This is a genomic window from Pseudomonadales bacterium, assembly GCA_024234435.1.
GTDB lineage: Bacteria > Pseudomonadota > Gammaproteobacteria > Pseudomonadales > Porticoccaceae > JACKOF01.
On sequence record JACKOF010000001.1, the window covers coordinates 1,024,255 to 1,047,798 of the forward strand.

At 48.2% G+C, this 23,544-nt stretch carries 22 protein-coding genes and 1 tRNA gene; 18 read left to right on the forward strand and 5 right to left on the reverse strand.

All coding sequences use genetic code 11. The features are described 5' to 3' along the window. The first annotated feature begins 42 nt into the window (after positions 1-42). Genes H7A02_04695 through nqrM form a run of 8 tightly spaced genes read left to right on the forward strand, consistent with a single transcriptional unit; the run spans position 43 to position 7,207 of the window. Positions 43-1,380, forward strand: a complete 1,338-nt coding sequence (locus tag H7A02_04695) for a Na(+)-translocating NADH-quinone reductase subunit A (protein MCP5171548.1) — start codon at positions 43-45, stop codon at positions 1,378-1,380. Positions 1,381-1,383: 3 nt separating this feature from the next. Next, positions 1,384-2,586 (forward strand): NADH:ubiquinone reductase (Na(+)-transporting) subunit B, encoded by a 1,203-nt coding sequence (locus H7A02_04700; GenBank protein ID MCP5171549.1) that lies wholly within the window; start codon positions 1,384-1,386, stop codon positions 2,584-2,586. Beyond that, positions 2,576-3,349 (forward strand): Na(+)-translocating NADH-quinone reductase subunit C, encoded by a 774-nt coding sequence (locus H7A02_04705; GenBank protein ID MCP5171550.1) that lies wholly within the window; start codon positions 2,576-2,578, stop codon positions 3,347-3,349. The genes H7A02_04700 and H7A02_04705 overlap by 11 nt, the downstream gene beginning before the upstream one ends. A 14-nt stretch (positions 3,350-3,363) precedes the next feature. Next, positions 3,364-4,017 (forward strand): NADH:ubiquinone reductase (Na(+)-transporting) subunit D, encoded by a 654-nt coding sequence (locus H7A02_04710; GenBank protein ID MCP5171551.1) that lies wholly within the window; start codon positions 3,364-3,366, stop codon positions 4,015-4,017. Further along, a complete protein-coding gene (nqrE, locus tag H7A02_04715; GenBank protein MCP5171552.1) occupies positions 4,017-4,634 on the forward strand; it encodes an NADH:ubiquinone reductase (Na(+)-transporting) subunit E in 618 nt (205 codons plus the stop codon). The genes H7A02_04710 and nqrE overlap by 1 nt, the downstream gene beginning before the upstream one ends. Positions 4,635-4,652: 18 nt before the next feature. Beyond that, complete coding sequence (gene nqrF / locus H7A02_04720) at positions 4,653-5,876, forward strand: NADH:ubiquinone reductase (Na(+)-transporting) subunit F (GenBank protein MCP5171553.1); 1,224 nt, start codon at positions 4,653-4,655, stop codon at positions 5,874-5,876. Further along, positions 5,869-6,936: an FAD:protein FMN transferase gene (locus H7A02_04725; protein ID MCP5171554.1), complete on the forward strand. Its 1,068-nt coding sequence runs from the start codon at positions 5,869-5,871 to the stop codon at positions 6,934-6,936. Before nqrF ends, H7A02_04725 begins: the two co-directional genes overlap by 8 nt. A 13-nt stretch (positions 6,937-6,949) precedes the next feature. Further along, positions 6,950-7,207 carry a (Na+)-NQR maturation NqrM gene (gene nqrM / locus H7A02_04730; GenBank protein ID MCP5171555.1) on the forward strand — a complete coding sequence of 86 codons (258 nt, stop codon included), beginning with the start codon at positions 6,950-6,952 and terminating at the stop codon, positions 7,205-7,207. Between the two features lie 54 nt (positions 7,208-7,261). Here the strand turns inward: nqrM and H7A02_04735 are convergent, their stop codons facing one another. Continuing rightward, positions 7,262-7,582, reverse strand: coding sequence for a hypothetical protein (locus H7A02_04735; GenBank protein MCP5171556.1), 321 nt, complete (start codon positions 7,580-7,582; stop codon positions 7,262-7,264). Positions 7,583-7,773: 191 nt separating this feature from the next. Between H7A02_04735 and H7A02_04740 the strand changes: the two genes are divergently transcribed. The 3 genes from H7A02_04740 to H7A02_04750 are packed head-to-tail and all read left to right on the forward strand — an operon-like array spanning position 7,774 to position 10,943. Beyond that, positions 7,774-9,015: a lipoprotein-releasing ABC transporter permease subunit gene (locus tag H7A02_04740; GenBank protein ID MCP5171557.1), complete on the forward strand. Its 1,242-nt coding sequence runs from the start codon at positions 7,774-7,776 to the stop codon at positions 9,013-9,015. Then, positions 9,005-9,718: a lipoprotein-releasing ABC transporter ATP-binding protein LolD gene (gene lolD / locus H7A02_04745; GenBank protein MCP5171558.1), complete on the forward strand. Its 714-nt coding sequence runs from the start codon at positions 9,005-9,007 to the stop codon at positions 9,716-9,718. The genes H7A02_04740 and lolD overlap by 11 nt, the downstream gene beginning before the upstream one ends. Beyond that, on the forward strand, positions 9,684-10,943 hold the full coding sequence (locus tag H7A02_04750; GenBank protein MCP5171559.1) for a lipoprotein-releasing ABC transporter permease subunit: 1,260 nt from the start codon (positions 9,684-9,686) through the stop codon (positions 10,941-10,943). Before lolD ends, H7A02_04750 begins: the two co-directional genes overlap by 35 nt. A gap of 3 nt (positions 10,944-10,946) precedes the next feature. On the opposite strand, the gene H7A02_04755 is transcribed toward H7A02_04750, so the two are convergent. Beyond that, a complete protein-coding gene (locus tag H7A02_04755) occupies positions 10,947-11,495 on the reverse strand; it encodes a DUF2062 domain-containing protein (protein MCP5171560.1) in 549 nt (182 codons plus the stop codon). Positions 11,496-11,674: 179 nt separating this feature from the next. On the opposite strand from H7A02_04755, the gene H7A02_04760 reads away from it, so the two are divergent. Continuing rightward, complete coding sequence (locus H7A02_04760) at positions 11,675-13,186, forward strand: FMN-binding glutamate synthase family protein (protein MCP5171561.1); 1,512 nt, start codon at positions 11,675-11,677, stop codon at positions 13,184-13,186. A gap of 76 nt (positions 13,187-13,262) precedes the next feature. Here H7A02_04760 and H7A02_04765 read toward each other — a convergent pair whose 3' ends face one another. Beyond that, a complete protein-coding gene (locus H7A02_04765) occupies positions 13,263-13,469 on the reverse strand; it encodes a cold-shock protein (protein ID MCP5171562.1) in 207 nt (68 codons plus the stop codon). A 463-nt stretch (positions 13,470-13,932) separates the two neighbouring features. Here H7A02_04765 and H7A02_04770 point away from each other — a divergent pair, with 463 nt between their 5' ends. From H7A02_04770 to H7A02_04795, 6 genes are all read left to right on the forward strand, one after another. Beyond that, positions 13,933-15,945 (forward strand): FAD-dependent oxidoreductase, encoded by a 2,013-nt coding sequence (locus H7A02_04770; protein MCP5171563.1) that lies wholly within the window; start codon positions 13,933-13,935, stop codon positions 15,943-15,945. Positions 15,946-16,055: 110 nt separating this feature from the next. Further along, entirely contained in the window at positions 16,056-17,384 is a 1,329-nt protein-coding gene (locus H7A02_04775) for a cytochrome c3 family protein (protein MCP5171564.1), read from the forward strand. 54 nt (positions 17,385-17,438) lie between these two features. Next, positions 17,439-18,008 (forward strand): DUF3365 domain-containing protein, encoded by a 570-nt coding sequence (locus H7A02_04780; GenBank protein ID MCP5171565.1) that lies wholly within the window; start codon positions 17,439-17,441, stop codon positions 18,006-18,008. A 25-nt stretch (positions 18,009-18,033) separates the two neighbouring features. Beyond that, positions 18,034-18,390: a cytochrome c5 family protein gene (locus H7A02_04785; protein MCP5171566.1), complete on the forward strand. Its 357-nt coding sequence runs from the start codon at positions 18,034-18,036 to the stop codon at positions 18,388-18,390. 69 nt (positions 18,391-18,459) lie between these two features. After that, entirely contained in the window at positions 18,460-18,813 is a 354-nt protein-coding gene (locus tag H7A02_04790) for a group 1 truncated hemoglobin (protein ID MCP5171567.1), read from the forward strand. Between the two features lie 13 nt (positions 18,814-18,826). Next, positions 18,827-19,837 (forward strand): 2Fe-2S iron-sulfur cluster binding domain-containing protein, encoded by a 1,011-nt coding sequence (locus tag H7A02_04795; protein MCP5171568.1) that lies wholly within the window; start codon positions 18,827-18,829, stop codon positions 19,835-19,837. A gap of 192 nt (positions 19,838-20,029) precedes the next feature. Here the strand turns inward: H7A02_04795 and H7A02_04800 are convergent. After that, a tRNA-Ser gene (locus tag H7A02_04800) sits at positions 20,030-20,117 on the reverse strand. Between the two features lie 54 nt (positions 20,118-20,171). Further along, positions 20,172-23,171 carry a ribonuclease E gene (gene rne, locus H7A02_04805; GenBank protein ID MCP5171569.1) on the reverse strand — a complete coding sequence of 1,000 codons (3,000 nt, stop codon included), beginning with the start codon at positions 23,169-23,171 and terminating at the stop codon, positions 20,172-20,174. Positions 23,172-23,544 lie beyond the last annotated feature (373 nt).

Consider the following 23,544-nt stretch of genomic DNA (forward strand, 5'->3'; position numbering starts at 1 on the left):
GCGTTTAGCACTCTCTAACTCTCTTTAAAACAGGCGATAATTATGATTAAAATCCGTCGCGGATTGGACTTGCCTATCTCAGGAGCGCCTGAGCAAGTCATTCACGATGGCCCCACTGTTAATTCTGTTGCCATTGTTGGTTACGACTATGTTGGTATGAAGCCAACCATGGCCGTCCAGGAAGGTGACCGGGTAGCACAGGGGCAATTGTTATTTACTGATAAAAAAACACCGGGCGTTAAATACACAGCACCTGCTGCAGGGGTTGTTAAGGCGATTAATCGTGGTGAACGCCGCGTTTTTCAATCGTTGGTGATTGACGTAGATGGCGATGAGGCTGAAACGTTTCAGGCCTTCGGTGCTTCTGATCTGGCTTCGCTGCCTCGTGAGCAGGTGGTTAACCAACTGGTTGACTCCGGTCTCTGGACAACTCTGCGCACCAGGCCATATTCAAAGGTTCCAGCAGTAGAGTCTGTGCCCAGTTCCATCTTTGTGTCTGCTCTGGATACCAACCCACTCGCCGCTGATCCGATGCTGATCATTAACGAGCGCCGCGAAGATTTCGTCAGTGGTCTGAAGTTGTTAACCCGATTAACGGAAGGAAGTGTGCACTTAAGTGCGGCTTCCTCTGCCGACCTGCCGGAAATTGGCGGTGTGCAACGGCATGCTGTAGAAGGTGTTCACCCCGCAGGATTGGTCGGTACACAAATCCATTTTATTGATCCAGTCAGCGCCGGAAAAACAGTCTGGAGCATTGGTTATCAAGATGTGTTGGCCATTGGCGCACTGTTTACCTCCGGACGCATTGATAACCGCCGAGTGATCGCTCTCGCTGGCCCCCAAGTTGAAAAACCCAGGTTAGTTCGCACAGTTGTTGGCGCCTCTCTGGATGATTTGACCGCTGGCCAACTAAAAGATGCTGAAAACAGGATTGTTTCCGGTTCGATCCTTTCTGGTCGGCGTGCCGCTGGTCCTCTTGCCTATCTGGGCCGTTACCATGTTCAGGTTTCAGTTTTGCAGGAGGGTCGCAATCGCCAGTTCATGCGTTACATGTCACTGGGTGCTTCTCAGCATTCGGTATTGCCGATTTATCTCTCGAGCATGTCCGGAGACAAACAGTTTGATATGACGACTAATACTAATGGCAGCGAGAGGGCTATGGTGCCTCTGGGGCAGTATGAACAGGTGATGCCCATGGATATTTTACCTACCCAGTTGCTGCGGGCTTTGATAGTCGGTGATACGGAAACTGCTCAAAAACTGGGCTGCCTTGAACTGGACGAAGAGGATCTTGCTCTTTGTACTTATGTGTGTGTCGGGAAATATGAATACGGCCCGATTCTTCGCGATAACCTTGCCCGTATTGAAATGGAGGGCTGATTAATGGGGTTGCGTAAATTTCTTGATGATATTGAGCATCATTTTCACAAAGGTGGCCGCTGGGAAAAATGGTATGCGCTGTATGAAGCCGCAGATACCATTTTTTATGCACCGGGTTCGGTAACTAAAACCGGATCTCACGTACGTGATGGCGTTGACCTTAAGCGGGTGATGATCACTGTCTGGCTGGCGGCATTTCCAGCCATGTTTTACGGTATGTATAACCTGGGTTTTCAGGCGAACACCATCCTGGAAGCTACAGGTGTAACCCAGATTGATGGTTTCCATGGGGCTTTTATAGCGGCTCTGGCTGGGTTTGACCCTAACAGTATTTGGGATTGCATGATCTTTGGTGCGACCTACTTTGTGCCTATTTATGTTGTCACATTTGTGGTTGGCGGCTTCTGGGAAGTACTGTTTGCCATGATTCGTGGCCATGAAGTGAATGAGGGGTTCTTTGTAACCTCCATTTTATTTGCCTTGATCTGTCCGCCCGATATACCACTGTGGCAGGTGGCTCTGGGCATCAGCTTCGGCGTGGTGATTGGCAAAGAGGTTTTTGGCGGAACGGGTAAAAACTTTCTCAATCCTGCTTTGACCGGGCGTGCCTTTCTGTTTTTTGCTTACCCTGCACAATTATCTGGCGATGCTGTCTGGACGGCGGTTGATGGCTATACCGGCGCTACGGCACTTTCGATAGCTGCCAGTGAAGGCGTTGATATGCTGAACGAGAAAATCGGCCTGATGAACGCTTTTCTGGGGAATATGCACGGTTCTGTAGGTGAGACATCCACATTGGCAATTTTTATCGGTGGCGCTTTGTTGTTAATTAACCGTATTGCTGCCTGGCGGATTGTGCTGGGCGTCATGATTGGCATGATCGGGTTGTCCACAGTGCTGAATCTGATTGGCTCGGATAGCAATCCCATGTTTGCAGTGCCCTGGTACTGGCATCTGGTGATGGGCGGTTTTGCTTTCGGCATGATTTTCATGGCGACAGATCCCGTTTCAGCTTCCATGACCAATACCGGTAAATGGTGGTTTGGCGCGCTGATAGGCGTGATGGTAATCCTTATCCGGGTGGTTAACCCGGCCTTTCCGGAAGGCATGATGTTGGCGATTCTCTTTGCAAACCTTTTTGCGCCATTGATTGACCACTTTGTGGTACAAGCAAATATTAAACGGAGGATGGCACGTGTCCGGTAACGATAGCACTCAAAAAACTATCCTGGTTGCTCTGGTACTTTGTCTGGTCTGCTCCATTCTTGTTGCAACTGCGGCGGTTATGCTAAGGCCCGCACAGCAGGCGAACAAGGCGCTGGATAAAAAGACAAATATTCTTGCCGCTGCGGGTCTGCTTAATACAGACGTTTCTATTGAAGAGCAGTTTGAAGCAGTATCAACTCGTGTTGTTGATATAAATTCAGGAAAGTTCAGCGACGCAGTAGACCCCGCTGTTTATGATCAGCGCAAGGCAGCAAAAGATCCAGCGTTGTCGACGAAACTCAGTGCTGAAAATGATCTTGCCAAAATAGGCAGTCAGGAAAACTATGCGCTTGTTTACATCGTTGAGAACCAGCAGGGTATTGATAAGGTAATACTGCCAATCAAGGGGTACGGTCTCTGGTCGACACTCTATGGTTTTGTTGCGCTTGAAGCGGATCTGAATACCGTAGCCGGTATCGGTTTCTATGAGCATGCAGAAACACCCGGGCTTGGTGGTGAAGTTGATAACCCTTTGTGGAAGGCCAAGTGGGTAGGTAAAAAGATTTATACCGATGAGGGTGAAAGCGCCATCCACGTAATTAAAGGCACTGTTGACACATCTCGCCCGGAAGCTGTCCATCAAATAGATGGTTTGTCGGGTGCAACGTTGACAAGCCGTGGTGTTGATAATCTTGTGAAGTTCTGGATGGGTGAGCAGGGTTTTGCCCCCTTCCTGGCTAACTTGCGTGCAGGGGAGGCCTGACAGTGTCTGATAAGATGAAAGATGTACTGGTAAATCCGGTATTTGATAACAATCCGATAGCGCTTCAGATTCTTGGAATCTGTTCTGCACTGGCTGTGACATCCAGCCTGCAGGTTTCGGTAGTGATGTGCATTGCATTGACTGCGGTAACGGCATTTTCGAATTTTTTTGTATCCCTGATTCGGCACCATATCCCCGGTAGCATCCGTATTATTGTACAGATGACTATTATTGCTTCGCTGGTGATTGTCGTGGATCAGGTTTTGAAGGCTTATGCTTACAGCATCAGTAAGCAGCTCTCGGTATTTGTTGGTTTGATTATTACCAACTGCATCGTGATGGGCCGTGCGGAAGCCTACGCCATGAAGAATCCGCCCATCCCCAGCTTTATTGACGGTTTGGGTAACGGTCTTGGTTATAGTGTGATTCTGCTGGTACTGGCGTTCATTCGCGAACTGTTTGGCTCAGGCAAGTTGTTCGGCTTTGAAATACTGCCTCTTGCGAGTACAGGTGGCTGGTATGTGCCCAACGGCATGCTGTTGTTGCCCCCCAGTGCTTTCTTCCTGATCGGCCTGATTATTTGGGCACTGCGCTCGTGGAAGAAAAAGCAGGTGGAAGCACCCGAGTACAAGATGGCTCCCAATTCACCTAAAGGGGAGCTTGTCTGATGGAACATTATTTAAGTCTGTTTATTCGGTCGATCTTTATTGAGAATATGGCGCTGGCATTTTTTCTCGGGATGTGTACTTTTCTGGCCATCTCGAAAAAAATTGAAGCAGCGGTTGGGCTGGGTATTGCTGTTATCGTGGTGCTGGCAATTACTGTACCGGCTAATAATTTTATCTATACCAACCTGCTGGCTGAGGGTGCGCTAACCTGGACTGGTATCGAGGGGATGGAAACTGTTGACCTGAGTTTCCTGGGCCTTCTGAGTTACATTGGTGTTATTGCAGCTATTGTTCAGATCATGGAAATGTTTCTCGATCGGTATGTGCCTAACCTCTATAACGCTCTTGGTGTTTTCCTGCCTTTGATTACGGTGAACTGCGCCATTATGGGGGCTTCACTATTTATGGTTGAGAGGAACTACAATCTCGCGGAAAGTGCTGTATTTGGCCTCGGTTCGGGTGTCGGCTGGGCTTTGGCGATTACTGCTTTGGCCGGTATCCGTGAAAAGTTGAAATACAGTGATGTGCCGGAAGGGCTTCGTGGCCTGGGCATTGCTTTTATCACTGTTGGTTTGATGTCGTTGGGCTTCATGTCCTTCGGCGGTATTGATCTTTAAAGCGCCAAAGAGGCAGTTATGAATCAGGAAATTATTCTCGGCGTTTTCATGTTCACTGCAGTGGTTTTGGCTCTGGTGGTGGTCATTCTCGCTGCCCGTGCAAAACTGGTTAGTTCCGGTGACGTGGTAATCGAAATTAATGGCGAAAAAACAATCACCGTTCCTGCTGGTGACAAATTGTTACAGACGTTGTCAGCAAGTGGTCTGTTTTTGCCCTCCGCCTGTGGCGGCGGTGGTAGTTGCGCCCAGTGCAAGTGTATTGTGACCGAAGGTGGTGGAGCTATGCTGCCCACTGAAGAGCCCCACTTTACTCGGCGTGAGGCGAAGGAAGGTTGGCGCCTTTCCTGCCAGACACCCGTCAAGCAGGATATGAAGGTAGAAGTACCCGAAGAAGTATTCGGAGTTAAACAATGGGAGTGTACTGTTGAGTCAAATCCCAATGTGGCAACTTTCATCAAAGAGCTGACGTTGCGTTTACCAGAAGGTGAAAATGTTGACTTCCGTGCGGGTGGATATGTTCAGCTTGAGTGCCCACCTCATCATGTCAAATACAGTGATTTTGATATTCAGAAGGAATACCGTGGCGATTGGGAGCGGTTTGATTTCTTCAAATACGAGTCCATTGTCACTGAGCCAGTTATTCGTGCTTACTCGATGGCGAACTACCCTGAAGAAAAGGGTATTGTGAAATTCAATATCCGTTGTGCAACACCGCCGCCAGGATCTCAGGGTATCCCGCCGGGAATCATGTCTTCCTGGGTGTTCAATCTGAAACCTGGCGACAAAGTCACTGTTTATGGTCCGTTTGGTGAGTTTTTTGCCAAGGACACAGATAACGAGATGATTTTTATCGGTGGTGGTGCTGGTATGGCCCCGATGCGTTCGCATATTTTTGATCAGTTGAAACGATTGAATTCAAAGCGCAAGATTTCCTTCTGGTATGGTGCTCGCTCATTGCGTGAGTGTTTCTACAATGAAGAGTATGATCTGCTGGCAGAGGAAAACGACAATTTTGACTGGCATCTGGCGCTGTCTGATCCTCAGCCTGAAGATAATTGGGATGGATTGACAGGCTTTATTCACCAAGTGCTTTATGATCAGTATCTGAAGGACCACCCTGCACCAGAGGACTGTGAGTACTACATGTGCGGACCGCCCATGATGAATGCTGCCGTAGTCAATATGCTACTGGACCTGGGCGTTGAAAGAGACCACATATTCCTCGATGATTTTGGTGGGTAATATCATTTTGCCGTGGCAAAAGCGATCAAAAGCGGGGTTAGTAGCCTCGCTTTTGTTTTTGGTTCTGATGGGGCTTTCGGGCTGTAGTTCTGATTCTGAGAAATACAGTTTCAGCGGTTCAACGATGGGCACCAGCTACCACATTACAGTTGTGTCTGGCTCTGGTGTGAATGTTTCTTCTCTTTCTGATCAGGTTCAGCGACGGCTTGATCAATTGGACAATATATTTTCCACTTATAAGCCTCAGTCCGAGTTGAGTCGACTGAATAGTACCGAAGTGGGGCAGCCATTTTCTTTAAGCCCCGAGATGCTTGACGTGCTGTCTCTTTCACAGGAGCTTTATCAGGCGACCAGCGAAGCTTTTAACCCGGCTATTGGGCCACTGGTTGATTTATGGGGGTTTGGCCCTATGCCTGCTGGCGAACAGTTACCTGATGATGATCAGATAACTGAGAGGTTACTCATGGTCGACTTCTCGCAACTGGTTATTGGCGAGAATGAATCAGTCGCAATAAAGCAAAGACCCCTGCAAATCGATTTGTCTGCTGTAGCTAAGGGCTATGCGGTTGATCAGGTGGCGGAATTGCTGGAAGCAAAGCATTTTCATGATTATCTCGTCGAGATCGGCGGAGAGCTGCGCTTATCCGGCTTGAATCAGCAGAATGAGCCTTGGCGTATTGGCATCGAACGGCCAGCGCTGGAGCGGGGGGCGGCCCAGGAAATTATGTCATTATCTGATACTGGACTTGCCACTTCAGGCGATTATCGCAATTATATAGACCGGGATGGGGTTCGTTATTCCCATACCATCGATCCGCTTACGGGGAAACCGGTAATAAACAGACTTGCCTCGGTAACGGTGATTCACCCGAATGCTGCTTCTGCAGATGCCCTGGCCACTGCATTTATGGTGATGGGAGAGTCCAAGGCCATGCAATATGCTGAAAGTGAGAATATTGCGGCATACTTTATTGTCAAAGATGACAAGAGTTTCAGTGAACGCCATAGTAACGCCTTTAACGTACTGTTGGATAATGTGAACGAAAAGATAAAGAACTGAGGTTAATATTCAGATGTTGCTACTGGTTTCAGCGATTGTTGTGATGGCGTTGGTGATGGCTGGTATGGCTATCGGGGTGATGATGGGCCGCAAGCCTTTAAAGGGTTCCTGCGGCGGTGTTGCGGCGGCATTGGGTGAAGAAAACTATACCTGTGAGATATGTGGAGGTGACCCGAACAAGTGCGATGAATCAGATAGTGATTCGAATAAAGTGGTTAAAACAAAAAACGCCACGTCTACGGCTTCGCTTGGGTACAACGCAGCGCCTTAACGCGCAAACAACATTAAACAAAACAGTTCGGTTTCAATTAATACGGCCGAATGGTTAATCATGACTATCCGACGAGCCAGTATCCCTTTTCAACACGCTGTGTAATACCCGCTCGTATTCAAAATAAACAACAAAGTCCGGGTATTCCCAGGAAGATATGGGGGGGTCGCCAACAGCTGCATTTTTCACTTCGGGAGTGCCGAACTTTTCTTCCACCTGATCTTTCAAAGTGCCGTTTGCAGGCCTGTCCATGGCTTGCTTATCCGAAGCCTGCTGTCCGACAGGAACGATAATTTGCTCGGCCAATGCCGATGTTGCAGCACCGAGTAAGAAGGTGATTGTCACAAAAATAATTTTAAAGTTTGCTTTATACATCAAGTGTTTCCTTGTGCTTGCCTTGACCTTAGCTTTTGAGTCGGTGTGGTCCAAACTCTCTGATACTGAATATAGTATGCCCAACAGCGATAAGTGCAACTCATAAATGGCGACTTTACGGGAAAAATCAGCGCCTTTTCACATAAATTCGCGCTTGTTTGACGGTAATGTTTTCTATTTAATGCTTCTTCATGAATTCCGTACTCCCCCTGTTTATCGGTTTGCGCTATGTGCGTGGCAAGCATCGCAATGGCTTTTTGTCCTTCGTGTCACTGCTTTCGTTTATCGCTATGGCGCTAGGTGTCATGGCGCTGATCGTTGTGTTATCCGTTATGAACGGTTTTGACAGGGAAATTAAAACTCGCGTGTTGAATGTGGTTCCTCATGCTGTAGTACGTGTGAAGGAAGGTGTCTCGGACTGGCGGGTTCTTGGTGAACAGGTGAGCGGTCACAATTCAGTTTTGGCGTACGCTCCCTATGTGGAAGGCTACGGCATGTTATCGGCTGCTGGTATCAACAAAGGCGTACTGGTGCAGGGAATCGAGCCGAAAGCAGAGAGCCGAGTGACAGAAATAGCTGATTTTACCGTTGCGGGAAATATTTCATCACTGGAACCCGGCAGCTTTGGTATAGTCTTGGGCAGCTTACTGGCTCGATCTCTGGGGGTTTTTATAGGTGATTCGGTCATTTTGTCGGTGCCCGAATTATCTGTCACGCCTGCCGGGGCTTTCCCTCGTTACAAGCGGTTTTATGTTGAAGGTATCTTTCAGGTTGGCGCTCAGGTCGATAATGGCCTGGCTTTGATTCATTACCGGGATGCTCAAAAGCTTTATCGACTGGGTGAAAAGGTTCACGGTGTACGCCTGCTGACAGCTGATGCTTTTGCTATTGATCATGCCTTGCTGAATAAATTGCCTCAGCACTATGAGGCTGAATTAACCAGCTGGGCTCAGAGCATGGGGGAACTGTTTCAGGCCATCAAAATGGAAAAGGCAGTGGTTGGTACATTGCTGGCCGCTATTATTGCCGTGGCGGCGTTTAATATTATTGCGAGTCTTGTTCTGATGGTCGGCGAAAAGCGGGCAGATATAGCAGTGTTACGCACGCTGGGGGCCAGCTCCTCTCTGGTGTCAAAAATATTTGTGGTGCAGGGTTGTGCTGTCGGTATTGCCGGTGTGTTTGTTGGCGTGGTTGCTGGTTGTCTGACGGCATATTTTATTGGCGACATTTTGCACTGGTTTGAACAATTGATGGGTTTTTATGTGTTTGATCCGAATGTTTATTTTATTAGCAAACTGCCTTCCCATTTGTTGTGGCAGGATGTTGTTGTCGTGAGTACGCTGGGTATTCTTTTCAGTGTTATGGCTACCTTGTATCCATCATTCAGGGCTGGGAAGATTCTACCGGCGGAGGCGTTGCGATATGAACCCTGATGCCGTTGTTTTGCGTGACTCCGTGCTGGAATGCGAAAACCTCAAAATGGTTTATGATCAGGGGTCGGATCAGGTACATGTTTTGGACAACCTGCAATTGAATATCGTCAAAGGGGAGCGCGTTGCTATTGTCGGCACTTCCGGCTCCGGTAAAACCACCTTGCTGAACCTGCTTGGTGGTCTGGATGACCCGACAGCTGGTCTGGTTCGTGTTAAAGGCCAGGATATGGCCTTGCTGAATGAATCGCAAAGAGCGACCTGGCGCAATCAACACCTTGGTTTTGTGTATCAGTTTCACCACCTTCTTGCCGAATTCAGCGCACTTGAAAATGTTGCCATGCCGCTGCTTATAGGCAGATACCCGGCGAATCAGGCCAGGCAAATTGCGGCAGAGATTTTGGATCGGGTTTCATTGTCCCATCGATATCAACATAAACCTGCAGAGCTTTCAGGTGGTGAGCGGCAACGAGTGGCTATTGCCAGAGCACTGGTTACCCGCCCGGATTGCGTTTTGATGGATGAGCCGACGGGTAATCTGGATCCAGCTACCGCGGAAACAGTTTTACAATTGCTGCTTGAGCTTAACCGGACACTGGAAATCAGTTTTGTCGTAGTGACCCACGATCATGACATTGCGGCTCGTATGGATCGGGTCCTGCTGCTCGAAAATGGCACGCTTAAAGAGAATAACGGGCTTGGTTAAGTCGTTACCTGTTTTTATTGGCTGGCGCTATTTCTCTGCGGGAAGTCGTTCCCGGCTCGGTTCTTTTATTTCTCTTTTGGCTATTGCGGGCCTGACACTCGGTATTACCCTGCTTATCGTTGTTCTCTCAATCATGAACGGGTTCGATAACGAAATGAAAACCCGGATTCTCGCATCAGTACCCCATATTCGGTTGATTGCTCAAGAGGGGATACCAGATTGGCAATCTGTCCAACAGAAGCTGACTCGGCACCCGAACATCGTTTCCGTCAGTCCGATAAGCGAGCTGGACGGTATGCTCAATTTTCGTGGCAGAGTACGGCCAATAACAGTACGAGGTATCAGTCCGGCTGATGATCATGTTATCAGTCGTTTTATCAGCCCGGAGCTACTGCGGTCTCTCGGTTCCGGGGAGTTGTTGGTGAGTCAGAGCGTGGCGGGAAAAATCGGCCTTGAGAAAGGTGACAGAGTAACTTTGATGATGCCTAACGCTGACAAGGAGCCGGGCAGGTTGTCAGCCCCTGTGGTTCAAGTATTTTCAGTAAAAGGTTTTTTTGCCACCCAGACAACACTGGATCAATTACTGGTTGTCACCAGTATATCCAGTGTCAATGCAATACTGGGTATGCCAGCAGACTATCCCCAGTCTTTGCAGCTTCAGGTTCATGATTTGTTTAACGCACGGGAGACCGGCTATCAGCTTCTGCGAATGTTGCCTTCGGGTTATAGTTTTAGCGACTGGCTGCAAACCCATGGCAACCTGTATCAGGCAATCAGAATGTCTCGCAGCATGGTTTCTCTACTGGTGTTTCTGATTATAGGTATTGCCGTTTTTAATGTCGTTTCCATGCTGGTTATGACCGTAGTCGAAAAACGCGGAGCCGTTGCCATCCTGAAAACGCTGGGAGCCAGCAATTCGATGATCGTCAGAATATTTCTTTTTCAGGGTGCTTGTATTGGCGTGTTTGGTTCATTGTCGGGGGCCGTGCTGGGTGTTCTGTTGTCTCTGAATGTTACCAATATAGCCCAATGGCTCGAATCCTTGTTGGGCGTAAGGTTTATTAATTCGGAGATTTATCCTATCGACTATTTGCCAGCACATTTGTTATGGCAGGATGTGATGATTGTGATTGTGGTAGCACTGTTATTGAACTTTCTGGCGACAATTTACCCGGCATGGCGGGCCGCGAAAACCGGGCCGGCAGAAGTGTTGCGTTCTGAGTGATGTCTACTTTGGCAAATTGTTTAACGCCAGTTTTCGTTTCCGTATCTGTTTTCGATATTCCCAGTTTTTGATCACTTTCCAGCGCCAGAGTCCCAGAATAAGAAAGTAGGCGCATGCGCCACCAACCAGTCCGGTGATAAGGCTGCCAACCAATAATGGGGCCCATATAGCGGCACCTTGTGCCATCATCCAGTCCCAGCTTAATTCTACAGCAACATGACTGGCTCCCGGTTCGCCAAGAACCCAGGTGCCCAGCAAGTAGGTTAGGTAAAACATGGGTGGAATGGTGACCGGATTACTGATCCATATCAGAGCTACAGCAAGGGGCAGGTTGGTGCGGAACCAGAGGGCCAGCAGTCCGGCGATAAAAGTTTGTCCGGGGAGTGGCAGGAAAGCGCAGAAAATACCTATAAAAAAAGATTCGGAAACAGAGTTGCGGTTAATGTGGAACAAATTGGGATCGTTGATCGCGGGGCCCAGCCACTGAAGTGCCTTGTATTGAGTGATCTTGTGCGGATCGGGTAATAATCGTCTGAAGAGCTTTCGGGGCATTTCTAATACTGCTCATGGGGGCTGCCCAATTATGCCTAGTTTTAGTGGTATCGACTAGCGTTAGTGGCAACAATATTGTCTATAGCCGATTAGGATCAAATCCAGTAAATTAGGTGTTCAGTTTGTATATTGTTCAATTGCGTTGTTTGGGGGACTCAATGGATTTAACGGATACCTGGATGTTCGATGTCTTACAGTTGTTTGCTGCCTCGTTGGTAGTACTTTTAGGGTTGCTCGTTATTACCGTTATTATTTTGTATATAACGGACGTTACCCAGAGTAAGCAGACCATTCGCCGTAATTACCCTGTACTGGGCCGGTTCAGGTATATGTTCGAGCATATGGGCGAATTTTTTCGGCAATACTTTTTCTCTATGGATCGGGAGGAGATGCCGTTCAACCGTGCCGAACGTTCCTGGGTGTATCGGGCGGCAAAGAACGTGGATCGAACAATTGCCTTTGGATCGACGCGTAACATTCTGGCACCCGGATCCATCTATTTTGTTAATTGCGCCTATCCAACCCTTGAAGATGCTGTTGAGCCTCCTGCACTCGTTACCATAGGCCCAGGCTGTCAGCAGCCCTATACCACTTCAGCACTGATTAACATTTCGGGTATGAGTTATGGTGCTTTGTCAAAGCCGGCTATTCGTGCTCTTTCAAGAGGTGCGGCAAAGGCTGGTGTATGGATGAATACTGGAGAGGGTGGACTGTCGCCTTATCATCTGGAAGGGGGCTGCGATATCGTCTTTCAAATTGGTACGGCGAAATTTGGTGTGCGCGATGCGCTGGGTAGACTCAGCGATGAAAAACTTCGAGAGGTGGCCAGCCACGATGCCGTCAAAATGTTTGAAATTAAACTCAGTCAGGGAGCCAAGCCGGGTAAAGGTGGAATACTTCCTGCGGTTAAAGTCAGTGAAGAGGTTGCTCGGATCAGAGGGATACCTGAAGGTGAACCCGCTATAAGCCCAAACCGCCACAGAGATATCAGCAATGCTGATGAGTTACTGGACATGATTGAGCGAGTCAGGAGTGTCACCGGGAAACCAACAGGGTTTAAGGCGGTTATGGGAGGCGCTGAACGATTTGCGGAATTTTTTGAAAAGGTGCTGCAGCGAGGTGTTGATTCAGCGCCGGACTTTATCACCCTGGATAGCGCTGATGGGGGAACAGGTGCCGCGCCCCAGCCATTAATGGACTATATGGGGTTACCCTTGCAGGAAAGTCTGCCTATTCTGGTTGATTTACTTTGTCAGTATGGTCTGAGAGACAGAATCAAGGTTGTCTGCTCTGGCAAGCTAATTGTGCCATCAGGTGTTGCCTGGGCTTTGTCTATAGGGGCCGATTTTGTTGTGTCGGCGCGGGGCTTCATGTTTTCGATCGGTTGCATACAGGCTCTGCAGTGCAATAAAAATACCTGCCCGACAGGCATTACAACGCATGACAAAAAACTGCAACGGGGGTTGAACCCTGCCAATAAGTCCGAAAGGGTAGCAAACTATGTTGCCAACATTACCAAGGATGTGGAGATGATTGCCCACTCCTGTGGTGTTGCTGAACCGAGGCAGTTGCGTCGATTGCACTCTCGTATGGTCACAGAGACCTGCCGTTCTCTGACGCTTGAGCAACTCTATCCAACCGTAGCGAATGCCAGTATTGAAGAACGCCGGATATTGGAAAAAGTAGAGTAATAAAAACGGTTTTGGGAATATTCAAAAAGGGCTCCGCGGGGAGCCCTTTATACTGTTTAAGCGGAATGGCTGTTGATCAAAGCGGTTTCACGTTGACTGCTTGAGGTCCTTTCTGCCCATCTTCAACTTCAAACTCAACCGTCTGGCCGTCAGCTAGCGTTTTAAATCCGTCGCCGACGATGGCGCGAAAGTGAACGAATACATCGCTGCCGCCTTCGCGCTCAATAAAACCAAACCCTTTCTTCTCATCAAACCATTTAACCTTGCCAGTAATAGTAGACATAAAAATCTCTCCGGAATACAAAAAATTATAATTATTCCCATCGCAAAGCGTTGGGTTAAACAAGCGGGAAAGATGCAGATTAGCTATAGATTACCCATGAACAGACAAGATGAAAAACATCGAATTTGTACAGACATCAACCACTGTATTCTTTACCAGCGAACGTAGCATAGCGAATTGGAGCGTGGGCTGTAAAGATTGAGATGATGTCTTTCACTTCTTAAAAAGTCCAAGAACACACAGGAAATCGCCCCGGTTGTTGATGCCGTGCAATACCGCCTCAATCTGGTGCGTCGCTTTGGTGGATGTGTAGAAGAAGATGCAATCCCTTCTTTGTTATTATTCGCTATATTTTAATATTTATATATTTATCAGTGTGTTACATAAGCTATGATGTTTTTGGCAAGACCTTTGCTTAGTTCTTCCTGAATTAAGTGCAGAAAAGGTTTTTCAATAGTTGTCAATGAATTCAAGTGCAGAGTTGACCAGCAGGTTGGTGCGGTATCAACTTGATGACAACCAATCGGGCATCGAGTCGGAAGAGCATATTATTGTCATCGGCGCTGGCCCGGTGGGTGTGCGTTTCGCGCAAGAGTTATTGAAGCGGCAGCCGCTTTGCAGAATAACTTTATTCGGTAACGAGCCTAGTCAGCCATATAATCGTGTTCAATTGTCATCCCTGCTTGCCGGTGATGTCAGTTACGAAGACATTCTCATGCCGCTGCCTGATACGGCCAGGTATTCAGGGTTTCAGTTTAAGGTCTGTACTATCAAGTCGATTGACCACGAAAACCATCGTGTAATAGATACATTTGGACGCATCCATACCTATACCAAACTGGTAATTGCGACAGGCGCTAGAGCGCATCAGCCGAATATTCCCGGTCTGGAGCAGGACGGGGTCTTCACTTTCCGCAATATCAAGGATACTGAATCACTCTCTTCCAGGATTGGTAGGGCACGCCATATCGTGGTTGTGGGTGGTGGATTGCTAGGTCTTGAGGCCGCTCGTGCACTGTTGAAGGCCAATACCCGAATAACACTGGTTCAACAGGGTAGCCGGTTGATGAATCGCCAGCTTGATGACGAAGGTGCGGATCTGTTGCAAAGTAAGGTAGAAGCCTTGGGTATTCGGGTGATTATCAATTCAGGTGTAAGGGAAATTCTCGGTGATGGCCGTGTTACTGGTGTCTTGACCCGTGATAAGGAACAGATTGACTGCGATACAGTTTTGTTATGCGCCGGGATAAAACCGAACAAGGAAATAGCTCTTCATAGCCACATTCCTGTTGGCCAGGGGATTAAAGTTGATGATCAGCTGCTCACAAGAGTACCGGACGTCTATGCCATTGGTGAATGCTGCGAGCATCGAGGTACCACCTACGGATTGGTCAATCCGGGCTTTGAACAGGCCGCGATTTGCGCCGAGGTTATTGTCAATGGTTCGGCTCGGTATATTGGTTCGATAGAAGTGAGCCGGTTAAAAGTATTAGGTGAAAAGATCTGCAGTATGGGTGAAGTGGCTGAAGTTCACCCAAGGCCTCGGTTGTATATGGCTCGCTTTCGCCGGAAAAAGCAGGGAATTTATCGCAAAATAGTCATCTACAAAGGTCTCCTGGTTGGAGCTCTGGGGTATGGAAGCTGGGATGAGTCACGCCGGATTCAAGAAGCCTATAACAATCATCGGCGCGTATGGCCGTGGCAGCTACTGTGGTTTTTGTTCACTGGAAAGTTGTTCTTTGGAGGCAGCGCAGGCAGTGTCAAGCAGTGGCCTGCATCAACGGTGGTCTGTCAGTGCAACAATATTGCTCAGGGCATGCTGATAGACGCTGTTGAAGCCGGTTGCGAATCTATTAAATCGTTACAGCAAAAAACCGGGGCCGGAACAGTCTGTGGTTCGTGCATACCGTTACTCGAACAGCTATCTACAGCAGGAATCAGAGAAAAGGATTCGGCCTGGTTGCCTACCGGGATTTTGAGTATTGCCGCGGCGGCAATAGTGGCGGCTGTGTTATCGCTGCCAGCGATGAGCGTATCAGACTCGGTGCAATCTATATCAGGGGTTGAGCAATTATGGAATGACAAATTCTGGAAACAGGTAACCGGCTTCAGTTTACTGGGAATGTCGGTACTTGGATTACTGATGTCCTTGCGGAAAAAATTAAAAAGCAAACGCCTAGGGAAATACACTTATTGGCGATTATTCCACATCGCTCTTGGCGCGCTTTGTGCGGCCACGTTGATATTGCATACCGGCTTGCATCTTGGAGAGAACTTTAATCGATGGTTAATGGTTAACTTTCTTTCTGTGCTTGTACTTGGTGCTCTGGCAGGTGTTGTGGTCTCCATTAGCCATGTCCTCAGTAGTGAGACATCCCGGAAGCTGAGGAAGTTCTGGCAGTGGGCACACTTGCTGGTTACCTGGCCACTGCCATTGTTGTTAGCTGTTCATATTGTCACGGTTTATTACTTTTAGGGAATCCGTTTTGGTGGATTATCGCATTTCAAAGAAGATCGCCCCTGTGTCAGAAGTCATACGAATAATTTCCAGAACAGGTACTTCTGTCTGTGGGGGGCGGTAATGATATGAAGAAGACCCTTTGGCTTTTATGGTTGATGATTACCTTATCTGGAGCAGGTTACTACGCCTACCAGATTACTCTCAGTGACGACAAGTCTGAATTTTTAATAGGAGAGACGAGCTACGGGCATTATCAGATTGAAATGTCCTGCGAGACTTGCCACACCGATCCGTTTGGCGGCACAGAGGTATTGCAGAATGCCTGTACCAACTGCCATGCCGAAGAGTTGGAGCGAGCCCATGACTCCCATCCTCGAAAAAAATTTACCGACCCCCGTGAGGCTTTTCGTCTGGAAACGATTGATGCTCGATATTGCATCAGTTGCCATAAAGAGCATCATCAAGACAGAACCCACTCAATGGGCGTTACATTGCCCGACGATTACTGTTTTTACTGCCACCAAGAGACAGTTAAGGAAAGGGAAAGCCATAAGGGGCTTACCTTCGACAGTTGTGCCAGCGCAGGCTGTCATAATTTTCACGATAACCGTGCGTTATACGAAAATTTCCTGGTGAGCAATGCCGGACAGCCTTGGTTGCTGGAGATTGCACGTATCAGTGCACCCTCCGCAGCGGCAACCTTTGCCCGCGCACATATCAGCGATACAGAAGTCAATTTTATGGAGCAGAAAGCACGTTTTGTCGATGAAACCACACATTGGCAAGGGAGCAGTCATGCAAACGCCGGTGTGGACTGTGGTGGCTGTCACGCCACTGGTGAGCAGCGTGATATGTGGATCGACAAGCCTGAAGTGGGTCAGTGCAAAACCTGTCATATCCATGAAGTGGAAGGCTTTTCCGCAGGTAAGCACGGCATGCGTCTCTCGACAGCAGTCATGGGCTATGACGGGGCAATTTCCCCCTCTGAATCACCATTGCTGTTCAAAAAGGAATCCCTGGATGTTCAGCACGGGTGCAACAGCTGCCACAGTGCGCACTCTTTTGATACCAAAACAGCGTCAGTAGACAGCTGCGTTGGTTGTCATAACGACGAACACACCTTGTCTTTTCTGTCTTCACCTCATGGTCAGTTATGGCAAAAACATATTGCTGGAGATCTTGATAATTCCGAAGCAGTCAGTTGCGCAACCTGTCATATGCCGAGAATGTCGAGAAAAATCAATGGAAAAGAAGCTATTTTCGTCGAACACAATCAAAATGATAATTTTCGACCCAATGAGAAAATGATTCGACCCGTATGCATGAACTGCCACGGGTTGGGCTTTACCATCGACGCTCTGGCGGATCGGGAGTTAATAAAAAATAACTTTTCCGGAAAACCTGGCACACATATTGAAAGTATCGAGTGGTCAATTGAAAGACTGAAAGATTAAATGTTTAACGATTGTTTTTAATTACGACATTATTCAAATGTATAGGAGAGTGGAATGAAAAAGCTGTTGTTACCCGCCGTGCTGGCTTCAGGCGTCCTTGCTCTTGCCGGTTGTGGTGAAGAAAAGGCTGGCGGAATTGAACCCAAACTGTATACCGATTCCCTTTTCGCTGTCATGAAAGCAGACCGCACTAACTACACCAAACTGATTGTGAAGCGGCTAGGGCCAGCTGGCGCTGGTGCTGTAACACCGGTTGAGCATTGGAAGGATGTTGAAAATGGTGCACCGCTGCCTGCTCAAATGTTCAGGGCAGGGTCTGAGGCTGTTGCCGACATGACAGATTCATTTACCTATTCGCTCCAGTCAATATGGCCCATTAATTCACAGAACGCGCCTAAAACTGATATGGAGAAGGAAGGTCTTGAGTTCATCGCAGCCAATCCAGGAGAAAATTTTTACGGTAAAGAAACGTTAGGTGAGGTTACCTATTTTACTGCGGTTTATCCGGATGTTGGCGTGAGCGATGCGTGCACTAATTGCCATAACAACCACAAGGATACGCCAAAAACTGACTTTAAAGTGGGTGATGTCATGGGTGGTGTCGTGATCAGGGTTCCACTTTAAGTATCACCAAATGGTGGTGAATATTATGAATACCTGCTTTCCCGGTATGTTAATGATAGTGGCAGGGTTGTTATCAGGCTGCTCTGATAGTAGCTCCGAACATTCAACTCCGGTTGTACAAATAGACCCGGTATTAGTTGAAGGTGAACAGCTATACAAGTCCAACTGCAAGGTTTGCCATGCTCAGGGAATCAATGGTGCCCCTATTGTGGGTAACGCCAAAATGTGGGCTGGTCGTGCCGGGAAGGGTATTCCCCAACTAGTCGCTAACGCCAGTAACGGTTTTGGGTTGATGCCTGCGAAAGGTGGCAACGATTCCCTTGCTGAATCACAAATTGAAAGTGTTGTGACGTACATGGTTTCCCGTATCCCCGTCGAGTAGGGGTAGGAGCCTGCGTTATCAATCAACAGTTGATGGCTGAATATTATCAATGAAGAAGGAGACTTATCCATGTCTGTTTATGAAAAACTTGGCGGTGCTGCAGCAGTTGATGCAGCGGTTGATATTTTTTATCGGAAAGTGCTGGCTGATGATCGTATCAGTGACTTTTTTGACACTGTTGACATGGAAGCCCAGCATCAAAAACAAAAAGCATTTTTGACAATGGCTTTTGGTGGCCCTAACGAATATACCGGTAAGGACATGCGAGAAGCACACAAACATATGAACCTGACCGAAGAACACTTCAACGCAGTGGCAGAGAACCTTGCAGGCACGCTGGCTGACCTGGATGTTCCTCAAGCATATATTGACGAAGTTATGACCATAGCGGGGTCGGTAAAAGACGATGTGCTGAATAATTAGCGCTACACCAGCGATGTCTGTATTGCTCTATACGCCTCTCGATAGTGCCTCCACTATCGAGATTGAGCTGGGCCAGCAAGAGAGCGTTCTTGAGGCACTGCTACGCTCGGGATTTGATATCCCTAATGGGTGTCGTGCCGGTGCCTGCCAAAGCTGTTTGATGAAGACAGACGCAGCAGATGTTCCCTTAAAGGCGCAAGCGGGCTTGAAGGACAGTCAGCGCAAGGCAGGTTACTTCTTGAGCTGTAGTTGCTTTCCCGAAGAAGTGTTCCCGGTAACACATCCGGAGATTCCGTTAGAGAAGCAATCTGCGTCTGTTTCGGAGAAGTCCTGGTTGAGCAATCAGGTGATACGGCTCAGAATCCGTATGGACAACCCTGATTCTGGCCCTTTCAGGGCAGGGCAATATATGACTCTCTGGAAAGATGATACAACAGCGCGTTGTTATTCGATTGCCAGCGATCCGGACCGCGATGGCTATCTCGAATTTCATATCAAGCATATTCCAGGTGGTGCCTTTAGTCACTGGGCCGCCAGTGAGTTAAAAGAGAGTGACAGAATATCTTTGCAGGGCCCACTTGGCGATTGCTTCTATGCGCCGGAAAACAAGGATGTACCATTGTTGCTTTGCGGTATGGGTACCGGGCTTGCGCCGCTCTACGGCATCGTTAAAAATGCTATAGCTAATGGCCATAAGGGATCCATAGCGCTGGTTGTTGGCACCAACTTTTACGAGAATTTCTACCTGAAACCCGAGTTGTCAATACTCGCCTCAGGCCATCCGAATTTAACCGTAATATTTGTTCCCCGGGAGTCTGAAGGCGTTCCTGAGCAAATCAGTAATTGTCTGTTGATTCACGGCGACATATATCAGGCTGTAAAAACGTCTTTTGCAGATCTGAATCATCACAAAATATACCTGTGTGGTGCCGAAACTTTTGTCAGAAAAATGAAGAAACAATGTTTTCTGCAAGGGGCCGCGATGATGGATATACATTCCGACGCATTTTTGGCTTTTAGGTGAAAACCTCACCCCGTGGACAAAGCCGGGCTGCCGCCATGATAACGAGTTTGGTCAAGGAAAATTGAAGGTAGTGTCAGCATCGGTTGATGACGCTCAAACCAACAGAAAGCCACGTTATCAAACGGTGGCATTGTTAAATTTTTACCCTCGATAAACAGAAAAGCCCGGTAAAAACCGGGCCTTTCTGTTTAATGGCGGAGGGGCAGGGATTCGAACCCTGGGATGCTCTCACATCGCCGGTTTTCAAGACCGGTGCTTTCGACCACTCAGCCACCCCTCCGAACAGGCGGTGATTATACCGACTCTTTTAGTCGGTACAAGCACCTCTGTAACTTCAGCTGTTATCTTCTTTTACTTCAGGTTCCGACATTTCGAGGTCCAATTGCCTTTCAGCCAGGTTTTCGGTTGGAACGGGTTTAGATACCCGCTTTAAACGCGGATCGTTGCCTGGGCGAACGTGCTCAGAGGGTTCAAGGCTGACCTGTGCTGGTTGCGACGTATCGAGTGGTTTCGAAGGGGGCCTGTCATTAACGATAGAGGTGATTTCCACTGTGGTTACCGGCTTTGGGTTGGCTCTTGGGTCGTTGTTTGGCCGAGAGATTTCTCCGGTTTCAGAAGAGGGTTGCACAACGTCAAGTGCTTTGTTATCTGACGAAGTATCCAGATCTTGTTCACTTTCAGAGACCGTTGTTAGCGCCTTGGTTTCAGGAATGCTTTCAGCAGTTTGCTGTGCCTCTGTAATATCGCTGGCTGGCTTTGATGGCGATACTGTTTCCAGTGCTTTTTCAGCGACAGATTCTTCGGTGGGCTCTATTTTATCTGCATAAGATTCTGCTTCTTTATTTTCGGGTGTGCTATCTCCGGTGAGGGTTTTATCGTCAAAACTTATATCTGTTGGCTTTTCCTCTGTCTCAACATTTGAATCGTTGTCGGGCGATCTTTCTTGCTCAACATCGTTTTCTGCTTGAGGCTTTGTTCCCGATGTCATGGTGCCTTGAGGAGCTGCATTCGACGTGATTTCTTCGGGTACAGGCATTCCATCATTGGGTGTGGATTTTTCTGCTGCAGGAGCTTGCTCTGTTGCAGAGCGTTTAGCCGGCTTTTTTACGGGCATGTTGTCATCGGCGGTTTTTTCAATTGCCGGTTTTTCAGCAGTTATCGGGCTGTTTGCGGTTTCGGTTTTTGTTGCATCTATAACTGCCGGGGCTGCGGTATTTTCCAGAATATGTGCTGGAACCTCCTTGCGTTCTCTTTTCCGACGTGGTTCACGGCGCTGTTCACCGGTTCTACGCGCGGGCTGTTCACGCTTTTCAGCGCTCTGCTCTTGCCGTTCTGACTTTCGCTGACGACCAGTTTGTTTATCGGCTACTTTTTGTTCGGTATTCTGGTCCTGATTCTCAAGAGTTTCCTTTTCCTGAGAATTGCGCGAACGGTTGTCGTTGCGGGACCTGTTATCGTTACGGTTTCGATTGTCGTTACGATTGCGATTGCGATTTCTGTTGCGGTTGTTGTTGGGGCGAGAGTCGCTGCGCTGACCGCGATTCTGGTTTTTCTGGTTACCGCGCTGCCCTTGCTTATCACGGCTATCCTTGGTTGGTTTTTCTTCACGCCCCAACAGTTTGTTAAGCAAACGCTTAAAAAATCCGATTTTTGGGGTGCTTTTTGGCGTCTCTGCCTTTTTCGGTTTCAGCTTTTCTTCGGCAGCAGGCTTCGGTGTCGGCAGCGGTGTGCTTGGCACCATGCTTTCTACGGATGGTTTTGCAGCTGGAGGAACGGGCTTTACGTGATAGCTGTCTTCGTCAACAATCTCTTCTGACAGAGAATTTGTCAGTTTATAGCTGTATTCGGATTCAACAGCATCCTGCTGGCGAATGCGTTGTACTTCAAAATGCGGTGTTTCCAGATTGCTGTTTGGCAAAATCACAACGCGAATGTTATTGCGCTGCTCGATAGCATTAATTTCCCGACGTTTTTCATTGAGCAGAAACGTGCCAACGGAAAGTGGCGTAATGGCGCGAATTTCGGCACTGAATTCTTTTTGAGCCTCGTCTTCAATTAAACGCAGTATGGATAGGGCGAGTGAACGCGTGCTGCGTATTGTGCCCTGACCACTGCATCGTGGGCAGACCTTGGCGGTGGTTTCTTCCAGCGACGGACGCAGTCTCTGCCGGGACATTTCCAGAAGCCCAAAGCGGGAGATGCGGCCCACCTGAACACGAGCTCGGTCAATTTCCAGTGCGTCCCGCATGCGGTTTTCCACATCGCGTTGATTTTTGTTTGAGTTCATGTCGATAAAATCGATAACAATCAGGCCGCCAACATCCCGAAGCCTTAACTGACGGGCGATTTCGTCTGCAGCTTCCAGATTGGTTTTAGTGGCGGTTTCTTCGATATCACCACCTTTGGTTGCGCGAGCGGAGTTGATGTCGATGGATACCAGTGCCTCCGTGATATCAATCACAATAGAGCCGCCAGAGGGCAGTTTTACTTCGCGTTGAAAGGCCGTTTCGATCTGGTTCTCTACCTGGTAGCGATTGAAGAGAGGAATAGGGTCCTGGTAGTGTTTGATTCTGCTGTGGAAGTTCGGCATGAATTGCTGAATGAACAGCGCCGATAAGTTGTAGGCTTCACGAGTGTCAATAATGACCTCGCCAACATCTTCGCGAAGGTAGTCGCGAATTGCGCGAATAATGACATTGCTTTCCTGAAACAAAAACCGTGGTGCCTGGGCATTATCGGCATCTTCTTTGATGCGGGTCCAGAGGTTGAGCAGATTATCCAGATCCCATTGCAGTTCTTCTGTGGAGCGACCAATACCGGCAGTTCGAACAATGGCACCCATACCCTGTGGTGTTTGTAATCCACGCATGGCTTCACGTAATTCGGTACGTTCGTCTCCCTCAATTCGACGGGAGATGCCGCCAGCTCGGGGGTTGTTCGGCATAAGTACCAGATAGCGTCCCGCCAGGCTGATGAAGGTTGTCAGCGCAGCGCCCTTATTGCCGCGTTCTTCTTTTTCCACTTGCACAATGACTTCCTGGCCTTCAGAGAGAACATCCTGAATTTTGACTCGGCCGGAAGTGTCGCCGGATTTTTTCGTAAAATAATCTCTGGATATTTCCTTAAGGGGTAAAAAACCGTGGCGCTCTGCACCGTAATCAACAAAAGCTGCTTCCAGGCTAGGTTCTACTCGGGTGATTTTGCCTTTGTAGATGTTGGCTTTGATTTGTTCGCGAGTGCGATTTTCGATATCAAGATCGTAGAGGCGTTGGCCGTCTACCAGTGCAACACGCAACTCTTCGGATTGCGTGGCGTTGATTAACATGCGTTTCATTAACATTTCCTTTCTTGTCTGGCACGACGAGGGTGGAAGGGCAATGGCATGAAAACAGATTGTGAGTGAATGGCAGCACAGTGAAACCGGATTTGAGGTTCGGCTGTAATGTTACAGTACTGTGTAGTAATCCTGATTCATTGTTTAAGATTCAATATTAATCTTTTTATTCAATCACTTACGCTGGGGTAAAGGCTGGGTAACAGTGAGATGGTCAGCTTTCTAACGGTTTGTATTAGTAAATAGCGGATAGAGTTTACTCATTTGTTTGATTACTAAAATCTGCTCTGATCAATCTTGCTGTTCTTTGCACGTGTTACCCCCGGGGTAACATTCACTTCTATTCTGTTTTCGTCGCTTTTGCGGTTCTTCG

What these genes read in the sequence shown, in the direction of transcription:
- H7A02_04695 (MCP5171548.1), top strand. Translation starts at nt 43, where the DNA reads ATGATTAAAATCCGTCGCGGATTGGACTTGCCTATCTCAGGAGCGCCT.
- H7A02_04700 (MCP5171549.1), top strand. Translation starts at nt 1,384, where the DNA reads ATGGGGTTGCGTAAATTTCTTGATGATATTGAGCATCATTTTCACAAA.
- H7A02_04710 (MCP5171551.1), top strand. Translation starts at nt 3,364, where the DNA reads ATGAAAGATGTACTGGTAAATCCGGTATTTGATAACAATCCGATAGCG.
- nqrE (MCP5171552.1), top strand. Translation starts at nt 4,017, where the DNA reads ATGGAACATTATTTAAGTCTGTTTATTCGGTCGATCTTTATTGAGAAT.
- nqrF (MCP5171553.1), top strand. Translation starts at nt 4,653, where the DNA reads ATGAATCAGGAAATTATTCTCGGCGTTTTCATGTTCACTGCAGTGGTT.
- nqrM (MCP5171555.1), top strand. Translation starts at nt 6,950, where the DNA reads ATGTTGCTACTGGTTTCAGCGATTGTTGTGATGGCGTTGGTGATGGCT.
- H7A02_04735 (MCP5171556.1), bottom strand. Translation starts at nt 7,582, where the DNA reads ATGTATAAAGCAAACTTTAAAATTATTTTTGTGACAATCACCTTCTTA.
- H7A02_04740 (MCP5171557.1), top strand. Translation starts at nt 7,774, where the DNA reads ATGAATTCCGTACTCCCCCTGTTTATCGGTTTGCGCTATGTGCGTGGC.
- lolD (MCP5171558.1), top strand. Translation starts at nt 9,005, where the DNA reads ATGAACCCTGATGCCGTTGTTTTGCGTGACTCCGTGCTGGAATGCGAA.
- H7A02_04750 (MCP5171559.1), top strand. Translation starts at nt 9,684, where the DNA reads ATGGCACGCTTAAAGAGAATAACGGGCTTGGTTAAGTCGTTACCTGTT.
- H7A02_04755 (MCP5171560.1), bottom strand. Translation starts at nt 11,495, where the DNA reads ATGCCCCGAAAGCTCTTCAGACGATTATTACCCGATCCGCACAAGATC.
- H7A02_04760 (MCP5171561.1), top strand. Translation starts at nt 11,675, where the DNA reads ATGTTCGATGTCTTACAGTTGTTTGCTGCCTCGTTGGTAGTACTTTTA.
- H7A02_04765 (MCP5171562.1), bottom strand. Translation starts at nt 13,469, where the DNA reads ATGTCTACTATTACTGGCAAGGTTAAATGGTTTGATGAGAAGAAAGGG.
- H7A02_04770 (MCP5171563.1), top strand. Translation starts at nt 13,933, where the DNA reads ATGAATTCAAGTGCAGAGTTGACCAGCAGGTTGGTGCGGTATCAACTT.
- H7A02_04775 (MCP5171564.1), top strand. Translation starts at nt 16,056, where the DNA reads ATGAAGAAGACCCTTTGGCTTTTATGGTTGATGATTACCTTATCTGGA.
- H7A02_04780 (MCP5171565.1), top strand. Translation starts at nt 17,439, where the DNA reads ATGAAAAAGCTGTTGTTACCCGCCGTGCTGGCTTCAGGCGTCCTTGCT.
- H7A02_04785 (MCP5171566.1), top strand. Translation starts at nt 18,034, where the DNA reads ATGAATACCTGCTTTCCCGGTATGTTAATGATAGTGGCAGGGTTGTTA.
- H7A02_04790 (MCP5171567.1), top strand. Translation starts at nt 18,460, where the DNA reads ATGTCTGTTTATGAAAAACTTGGCGGTGCTGCAGCAGTTGATGCAGCG.
- H7A02_04795 (MCP5171568.1), top strand. Translation starts at nt 18,827, where the DNA reads ATGTCTGTATTGCTCTATACGCCTCTCGATAGTGCCTCCACTATCGAG.
- rne (MCP5171569.1), bottom strand. Translation starts at nt 23,171, where the DNA reads ATGAAACGCATGTTAATCAACGCCACGCAATCCGAAGAGTTGCGTGTT.